General features: G+C 49.6%; 2 protein-coding genes. Both read right to left on the bottom strand.

The window, feature by feature from the left end; all coding sequences use genetic code 11:
* A partial coding sequence (locus ACTJJS_RS33435; protein WP_440668386.1) for a beta-ketoacyl synthase N-terminal-like domain-containing protein occupies positions 1 to 3170 on the bottom strand: 3170 nt, incomplete at its 3' end.
* Between the two features lie 2 nt (positions 3171 to 3172).
* Positions 3173 to 9343 (bottom strand): beta-ketoacyl synthase N-terminal-like domain-containing protein (locus tag ACTJJS_RS33440; RefSeq protein ID WP_440668387.1); only part of this gene is annotated, 6171 nt, incomplete at its 5' end.

The following is a 9343-nucleotide window of genomic DNA, read 5'->3' on the forward strand; positions in this document are numbered from 1 at the left end:
ATATGCACGGCCCTCATCTCCAGCCGCTCTCCCAGCTTCTCTGCCAGTGTTGCCGGGCCGCCGGACACCAGCAACAGATCTTCTGCGGCTGCCTGCGAAAGCATTTCGGTGATTGCCTTCGCTTTCCACACATGGTTGTAAAAAAAAGTCTTTTCCCCGTTTTCCTCCTGTACGGATGAATAACGAGGTTGTCCTACCGGTATCCAATACCGCTCGCCGGCAAAAGGATAAGTAGGCAGACCGATTTTCTGCGGTTTATCGTCAGGGTACAACAATGTCCAGTCAATGGTTGCGCCTTTCAACCATGCGCAGGCCAGCAGGTTAAGGTCGCCATTGTTCAGTGCAACCTGGATTGCTGACGGCCCGGCTTCATCGTTCCCGCTGTTGTTGTCACCATAGCAGGCAAGGGGCTTATTCTCCGGAAAAGCCTCCAACGCGGCCACCAGTTCCTTCATGCTGTGAACAACTATGGCCCAGCGTTCTTCCATGGCTTCCCGTCCTGTTTGCAGGGTGTAAGCGAGATCATATAAACTGATGCCATCATTGTTCTGAAGAAAAGATTTCAGTTGTATTGTCTGTTCTCTCAGAATATTGATCGTATGGGCAGACAGCACAATCAGCGACTCTCCATTGCCACTGAATCTTTTCACACGTTCCCCGGTATAGTCGTCAACTATAATATGCGCATTACTGCCGCCTGCGCCGAAACTACTGATCATGGCCCTTCTGAGACCATTAGTTGGCAGCCACTCCTGTAATGTTGTATTTATTTTGAAAGGAGTTCTTTCCAGATGCAGGTCCGGATTCAGTTTTTCCGTACCTATAGTAGGTGCCAGCTGCCGGTGTTGTAACTGTAATATTACTTTTGTCAACTGCGAGATGCCCGATGCGGCTTCGAGGTGGCCAATATTGGATTTTACTGCACCTATTACAATGTTGTTTTCTCCCCTTTCATGAAATACTCTTGACAAACCGGCTATTTCGATTGGATCTCCAAGCGGGGAGCCATTAGCTGCCGCCTCGATATAGTTGATCGAAAAAGGATCTATCTGCGCCCTTTTTAACGATTCGTTGATTAAAAGTGCCTGTGCGCCAGGATTAGGGACACCGAAACCGCCTGATCGTCCGTCATGGTTTACAGCTTCTGAACGAATGACTCCATAAATCCTGTCGCCATCGGCCTCCGCCCTCTTCAGGGACTTTAATAAAACAGCGCCTACCCCTTCGCCGGGCAGGTAACCGTCACCGGCAGCAAAACTTTTACTGGTTGTCGCCGTGCCTAAAAAACCTATTTCTCCCAGGATCTGCCAGCGTGAGGCATGTAGATTTAAATTAACCCCTCCGGCAATGGCGCTCACACAATCTCCTTTCCTGATAGCATCACATGCCTGAATAATTGCAGTAAGGGATGAAGAACAGGCAGTGTTTACAGCTATGCTCGGTCCTGTCAGTCCGTAATGGTACGACACCCTGTTAGCAATGGCCCAATGCGTATAAAACGATAGTTTTTCAAGTGTCGGTTTTTCAGTTGCCAGCAGCGGGTAATCATTGAACATACTACCTACGAAAACGCCTATACGTCTTTCCGGATAGGTCATTGGCTTCCATCCTGCATCTTCAAATGTTGCCCATACTACTTCCATAAACAGGCGAATCTGCGGGTCCAGCAGTTCAGCCAGTACGGGCGGAATCCTGAAATGTTCCGCATCAAACTTGTCAATGTCTGTTAAAAATCCTCCCCATTTGGATTTGATGTTGCCGGCATTATATGCGCTATCGGCATCCCATCTATCGGGAGGTATTTCAGTAATACAGTCTTTGCCCGCTTTCAGGTTATCCCAGAATGCATGAATATTTTTTGCCCCGGGATATTTACCACTCACCCCTATAATGGCGACAGGCTCTCCCATCCCTGTTCCGGAAGCGGCTACTACAGGTAGTTCCGACAGAAGGGACAGTGGCTCCGGATTTTCCTTCCTGACTGCGGTCTGCTGATCAATGTCAGCAGGGACCTGATATTGGGACAGATAATCTCCCAGATCTTTTATATTCTGATACTCAAATAACAGTGTCGGGTATAGGTCTGTCTTGTACAATCGTTCCAATTCCCTTACTATTTCCAAAGCTCCTTTCGAGTCCAGCCCCAGCTCATAAAAGCCGGTACTGATGTCTGCTTCAGGTACCGGTTTGCCTGTTTTATTCCCTACCAGCTGCCGCAAATAATGCGTTATCGTCTCCTCTTTCACCGGCGGCGAGGACACAGGAACAGTGGTGGCCGCTGTTTGTATTTCTTTCATAGCCGGAGTTTCCACCAATTTCCGGATCATTTCCGGATGCCTTATTCTTTTACTGGTGATATCATAAAACCGCGCCAACAGATGCCCCTCTTCATCATATACGGCAATGTTGTTCTTAACAACTTCCGGCGCCTTACCGAATGGCAATACCGGTTTATGGCTATGCACGAATATTTTTCCGGGGAAAGGGCGATGCCATTCAAAACTCTCAATTGAAAAAGGGATATAGGGGTCTGTTCCCGCCGGTATCCAGGGATGGCTGCCTGCCAGATTAAATGATATGCCGGCGAATGTGGCTCCGTCCAGGAAAGCGGGATGCAATGCCAGCTCTTTCAGATATTCCGCAGCTTCTTCGCCGAGCTGCAATGCCATCAGCTCTTCATCTTTCCGTTGGTAGACAGCGCCTTTCGTTTGCATGAACGGCCCATGAAAAATAGACACGCTTCTGGCCCATTTATATCCTTCACTCATATCCAAGACGCGTTCGCTGCTGGCGATAAAACCTTTTACATCAAATACCTGATCGCCCTGCTTATCGAAGGGTTCAAGATGGCAACGCATATGTTCTGTCCATGCACCTGCCGGCTGACCTGCTGTGGGCATTTCCGCCGAACGCGCCGACACTGCGTAATTTCCGGCAGCAACATTGGTGAAAGTAATTTCCAGGTCCCGGCAACAGCCGTCTGCCACCGCCAGCGGTTCCAGAAACAACATTTTCTTTACCCTGTAAACGTCGCCAAACATCGCTTTTGCCGCGCGCAGCACCAATTCAATATAATTTACGCCCGGAAGGATGCTAATGCCATAGACCTTATGGTCTCTGAGAATAAAATTGTTAGCGTCCATCTCAATATGAACAGTCCTGTTCTCCATGCTCAACTGAAATTAGTGTTTAGATATTTCATAAATACGGCCTTTGCGATATCACTTTCAACAATATATTTTTCTTCTTCCGGCCAATGTCTTTGTCGTTTAAAGCCGGGTTGTGGCGGAGCAAAAGAAGACACTACACTGGCTGCAGGAATACCTTCATTGCTCAATATAAGATGCCCGTTGCTCCCTCCCAGGCCGAAAGCACTCACTCCGGCCCGTCTTACACCGTTTACGCCAGGCCATTCTGTCAACACCCTTACCGGGTATACCGCAGAGTTGTCGAAATCAAATCGGCGATTGGGAGTATTACAATGAAGAGTAGGCGGCAGCTGTCCGGCATTCATCGATAGCAATGTTTTAATAACCCCTGCAACGCCGGCAGCACTAAGCAAATGCCCGATATTGCTTTTTACACTGCCAATCCCACAAATTCCCCTGGCAGAAGTATGGGCTTCGAATAACCGGTTAATGGCTTTGAGTTCAATGGGATCTCCTATGTGAGTAGCTGTACCATGCGTTTCAATGTAACTGATGGTGGCCACATCCACACCGGATTTTGCCACCGCACGCTTCAGCAGGTTCAGCTGTGCAGCAGGGTTAGGGGTAGTTACGCCCATCGTATTCCCATCATTGTTAATCGCGGCGCCTTCAATCACGCCGTATATTTTATCGCCGGCCCTGACCGCGTCGTCCAGGCGCTTCAGCACTAATACCCCGCACCCTTCACCCAGGCCAATGCCGTTAGCACTTTCGTCAAACGTCTTACTTCTTCCGTCGGGAGAAAGTACGCCGGCAGCACTGAGCGTAATAAACGTTCTTTCATTGAGGAGAATGTCCACTCCACCAGCCAGCGCCGCTTCCGTTTCTCCGCTAAGCAGGCTATCGACAGCCAGCGATATGGCAGTAACAGCGCTGCTACAACCAGTATCTACCACCATATTAGGCCCGGTGAAATTGTAGATATGCGCTAAGTGTGCGGTGATGAAATTCTGGCCTACACCTACCAGGATATCTTTCGGTAATGCTTTTACCTTATCAGAGAAATTACTCACCCTGCTTCCTGCGAATACACCCACACTTTTACCCCATAGGTCTTTTTTACTGAAGCCCGCATCTGCAAGCGCTTCAGCACTCACTTCCAGCCATTGCCGCTCAAGAGGATCTATATTTTGGGCCAGCGAAGGATGGATGCCAAAATAAGCAGGATCAAAGTCTTCAATTCCGTCAAGGAACGCTCCCCACTTACTGATACTTTTCCCATTCGTGGCTCCTCCAGGCGCATAGTGCCTGGCCACAGACCAGCGGCTGGCAGGCACTTCCCTGATACTGTCCCTTCCATTTTTCAGATTTTCCCAGAAGGAAGCAATATCAGGTGCATCGGGAAAGTGACACGCCATGCCCACCACAGCGATCCTGTTATTGCTGCTATGAGTATTCCCTTCTTTTTTACCACTTTCAGCTGCTGTCACAGGTGTCATTTTTTTATTGGTATTAACAGCAATTACCAACTGTTGTTCCTTCCCTCCTCCTTCAGGAAACGAGCCGCTCTTATTGAAGCCATTGGCGGCGAGCACCTGCTTCCAGCTGTCAGCTGAAAGCGCCGGCCCCCCTTCCATTCTGCGTTCCTCATCTTCAAACAGCCACCAGCCGTCCAGCAACCCGAACGTAAGTGTATTAAACACCGAGTTTACCGCGATCTCGTTCAATAGCAAAAGGCCGTCCGGCTTCATGGTTTTTCGCATATTTTGCAGGCTCACGGCTATGTCCCTGGTAGCATGCACAACATTGGCGGCAATGACTATATCGTAAGTATGCTCCGGCAAATGCTGCGAAGCTGGCGGCTGGCCAATATCGAAAACAGCAGTTGTCAGATAAGGCGCTATTGTCTTATAAGTCTCTTCTGCATAATGTAAAAAGCTTCTGGATACATCTGTGTAAGCGTAAGTGATATAATCGCTATACGGTACCAGTTTTTTAAAGATCAGCTCACTGGTGCCTCCGGTTCCCGCCCCCACTTCCAGTATCCTTATCCGCTCTCCGGGACGCAGTTGTTTCACTCCGGCCTCAACAGCATTGGAGACCGCGTTGGTCAACAATTCGTTGAAATAATCAGCATACCTGTTCCCTTTATAAACTGCCGCTACATATGCCATGTTACCCTCGGGGAACATAACATCTGTTGCTTTCCGCATTCCGGTTATGATTTCAGGAAACGCATCAAGGGACATCTCCAGCAGGTTGAGCACACCTTTAAAGTTGGGATAACGCTCCCTGAGCTGCTGCAGGGCAGCGGTATGACTGTATGTTGCTGTTGTCCCGACCTCGGGGGGAATGCTGACCTGTCCGGTTTCATCCCATACAAGCAGTCCGGCATTGACCGATATCCGGACCAGCTCAGCAAAAAGCCGCTGGTATTTATCCACTACTCCCAACGCTTTTCTCAATCCGGTAACGGTATGATAGCGATGGTCCCTGATTCCAAGGTCCAGTAGTATTTTAAGTATACTTTTTTGACAAAGCTGCTGCAAGCCGTCATCAAAACCACTATCCATCTGTAAAGGGAGTAGGCCTCCGTCATTCCCGGAACTAATTGCGCTGATATCCAGTTCTGACAGCACACTGCCTTTTGTTTTATTCACAGGATCTGTTACATCCGCTTTTGCTGTCTGCACCGTCTCAGAAAAAGATATATCCTGCCCGTTCAGCAAGGCTAATAATCCCTCAGGGCACTGTTCCTTCAGATACCCGGCCAGCAGGTTTATGGTTGGGTATTCCAAAATAACGTTAGGAGACACCGCCATGCCGTTTAATTGTGTTTCCAAACGTTTAACCAATAATGACAACACAATGGAATCAACTCCATATTCCTGGAAATTGGTATCGTTATCCAGAATACGGGGATCCATCCGTAACACTATGCCTACCTGGCCTTTCAACCAGTCAGTAATATCCGGGGACTGCCGGTCGTTGTGCATGGCAGATGGCTCTTGTATACTGGCTTTTTCGGGAATAGTAATCGCCGTTACGCTATCAAATTTGGCAGGGTCGTATACTGCTGAAAAAACAACCGGCGGGCATTCATCGTTCATCAGAATACAGTCCAGTATCGCCAATGCCTCTTTATTGGTCATTGACAAAAAACCCAACTCGCCATAAAGGCCGCCTTTCATTTCCCCTATACCCGCTTCTTTCCAGCTCGACCATTGTACACTGGTATAGCGATAACCTTGCTGCCGGCGGAAGGCAGCGAAATTGTCCATAAAGCTGTTGGCCATGACATAATCACTGAATCCCGCTCCCAGCCTTGGTACAACGGAAGACAATGAAGAGAACAATACGGCAAAGTCCAAATCGTTTTCCTGCAGCAGTTCATGCAGATTTTCCAATCCCTGTACTTTAGGGACCTGTAATGCTGTTATACCTGCTCTGGTTTTGTCAATGAATGCATAGGTGTGGTCGTCCACATACCCGGCAGCATGCAGCAGCCCTTTAACAGGGCCCCATACACGCTGTATGTTATCCAGGTATTCACGGAGCTTCTCTTTTTCAGTAAGCGGTATATTCACCACTTCCACTACCGCCCCTGCAGCTTCCAGGGAAAGGACATCCCTGATTTTTTGGCCAATCCTGCTATCTTCCTGTTTTCTTTCTTCCCAGCTATCCCTGTCGGGTAAAACTTCCCTGCCTAATAAGATGAGGTTCTTTATGTTGTGTGCAGCAACAAGGTGCCTGGCACATGCCATGCCTATTCCTCTTGTTCCTCCGGTTATCAGTACGGGTCCACTGCAATGCCGTTTAAGGCTTTTCTCCAGTCGGATTTCCTTCAGTTGTGGAACATGCCAGCTTTCGTTATGGTACCGAACTTTGGTGCCGGCATTCCGGGATGCATAAGCTGTGGTGATCAACCTACTTTTATCAATATCTGCCAGACCTGCCGGCAGACGCACATGCTGGCTATGGACTTTTGAATATTCCGCCTGTAACATACCATACAGCCCAAACCGGTCGGCACCTCTGATGTGATCGCCATCTGTTTGCTCTTCATTAACGATCATAAGTTTGAGCGATGCTGCCGTTGCTGTAGTTATAATCTTCTGAAGCAGCGTTATCCATTCATAATTAACCGGATGGCCTGCTTCCAGCGGAGTAAGATCAATTAAACCAGTTACAGTTTCCAACGTCCCGACAAAATCACTAACGGAAGAGACAACTTCTATTGCCCCTAATGTGTTCCTGAGTGCGGTTATCAGGCCTTTACTAAAGCCATTTGTCAACACCAGTACCCTTGCGTTTTGCTCCATATTGTTGTCCAATATAGCAGGCACCCATGTTTCGGCATAAGCGGTTATTATCTTTTCGATTGATGATTTTTCTTCGTATTTCGTTGCCGACCGCATCGTTGCCTCGTTTGCCGGTATCCAGTAACGTTCTCTCGCAAAGGGATAGCCTGGCAGGCTGATCTTCACGGGCTTATTATCAGCGTATAGCTGCTTCCAGTCAGGTATTATACCACGTACCCACAAACGGGCCAGGGAACGGTGTTCCCGGTGTGTTAACGCATAATCGATATAGGCCCGGCCTGCTCCGCCCTCCAGCAGAAAATCCGTCCGTTCCTTTTTAGTATTGCCAGTAAAGTAATCGCCCGTCTCTCCGGAAAGGTATTGCCTCAGCAGACCCTGTAGCGCTGAATGGTCCGTCACAACCATCGCCAGGCGCTCTTCCAGCGCATCACGTCCTGTTTGCAACGTATAGCCCAATGCCCGCAAATCTGTGTCCGGGGCACCTTCCAGATATACAAGCAGGTTATTTGCCAGGACAAACAACCGCTCCTGGTTGCGGGCAGACAATACCACTATTACCGGATGAACATCCGTTTTATGCACAACTGCTCCGGGCCGGTCATATGCTTCCAGGACCACATGTGCATTGGCGCCCCCGAAACCGAAGCTGCTCACGCCAGCCACCAACGGCAGGGATGATTTGTCTTCCCAGCGTTCCGGGGATGCAGATAAACGGAAAATGCTGCCTTCCAGTTTTATATATTCATTGGCCCGCTGCAAATGAGGATTGCCCGGCAGCAGCCCATGCTTCATTGACAGCAGCACCTTTATCACACCCGCAATTCCCGCTGCGGCCTCCAGATGCCCGATATTGGACTTAACGCTGCCCACACGGCAATCACCCTGGCCGGGATATACCAAATTGTTTTCTGCATATAACTCCCGGAAAGCCTGCTGTAAACCGTCCATTTCAATGGGATCGCCCAGCGCCGTCCCGGTACCATGTGCTTCAATGTAACTTACCCGGTCCGCAGCGATACCGGCATTCCGATATGCTTTCAGCAGCAGGTCACGCTGGGCAACAGGATTGGGCGACGTCAGCGTATTGGCCTTACCGCCATGGTTAACGGCACTGCCCCGGATTACGCCATAGATCTGGTCTCCGTCCGAAACGGCCCTGCTCAGCGGTTTTAGTATAATGATGCCGACACCTTCTCCCCTCACATAACCATTGGCCCGCTGATCAAAAGTCATGCAACGGCCTTCTGCACTCAACATCCCAGCCTGGCTAAACGACAACGTAAGATCAGGTGACAACAGCGCGTTCACGCCGCCGGCTATCGCCATATCACAATCTCCGTTACGGATATGTTCCACCGCCCGGTGAATTGCCACCAGCGAACTGGAACAGGCCGTATCCACCGGCTCACTGGGACCGTGTATGTCCAGCAGGTAGGAAATGCGGTTCACCAATACCGAATGAGCAGACCCTGTTGCATACTGAGCCTGGCTGCTAAAAGCCGGCGAAGACCGCAGCATCCCGGCATAATCAGAAGAGGCCACCCCAATGAACACACCGGTATTACTGCCTTTCAGGCTTCCCGGCGCTATGCCCGCATCTTCCAGCGCACCATATACCGCTTCCAGCGTGATCCGCTGCTGCGGGTCCATCAGTTCTGCCTCAAGCGGGGAAATATTAAAATATAAAGCGTCGAACTTATCAATATCGGTGATAAAACCACCCCAACGGCTAAGTGTTTTTCCCGGGCTGGCCAGCGGATCGCCGTGATATTGCCGCCAGTCCCAACGGTCTGCAGGCACCTCTGTCACAAGATCATGATTGGACTTCAGATGCTCCCAGAACTGCTGCAGGTCTGCCGAACCAGGAAAACG

This window comes from Chitinophaga sp. 22308 (genome assembly GCF_052045305.1).
Classification (GTDB): Bacteria; Bacteroidota; Bacteroidia; order Chitinophagales; family Chitinophagaceae; genus Chitinophaga; species Chitinophaga varians_A.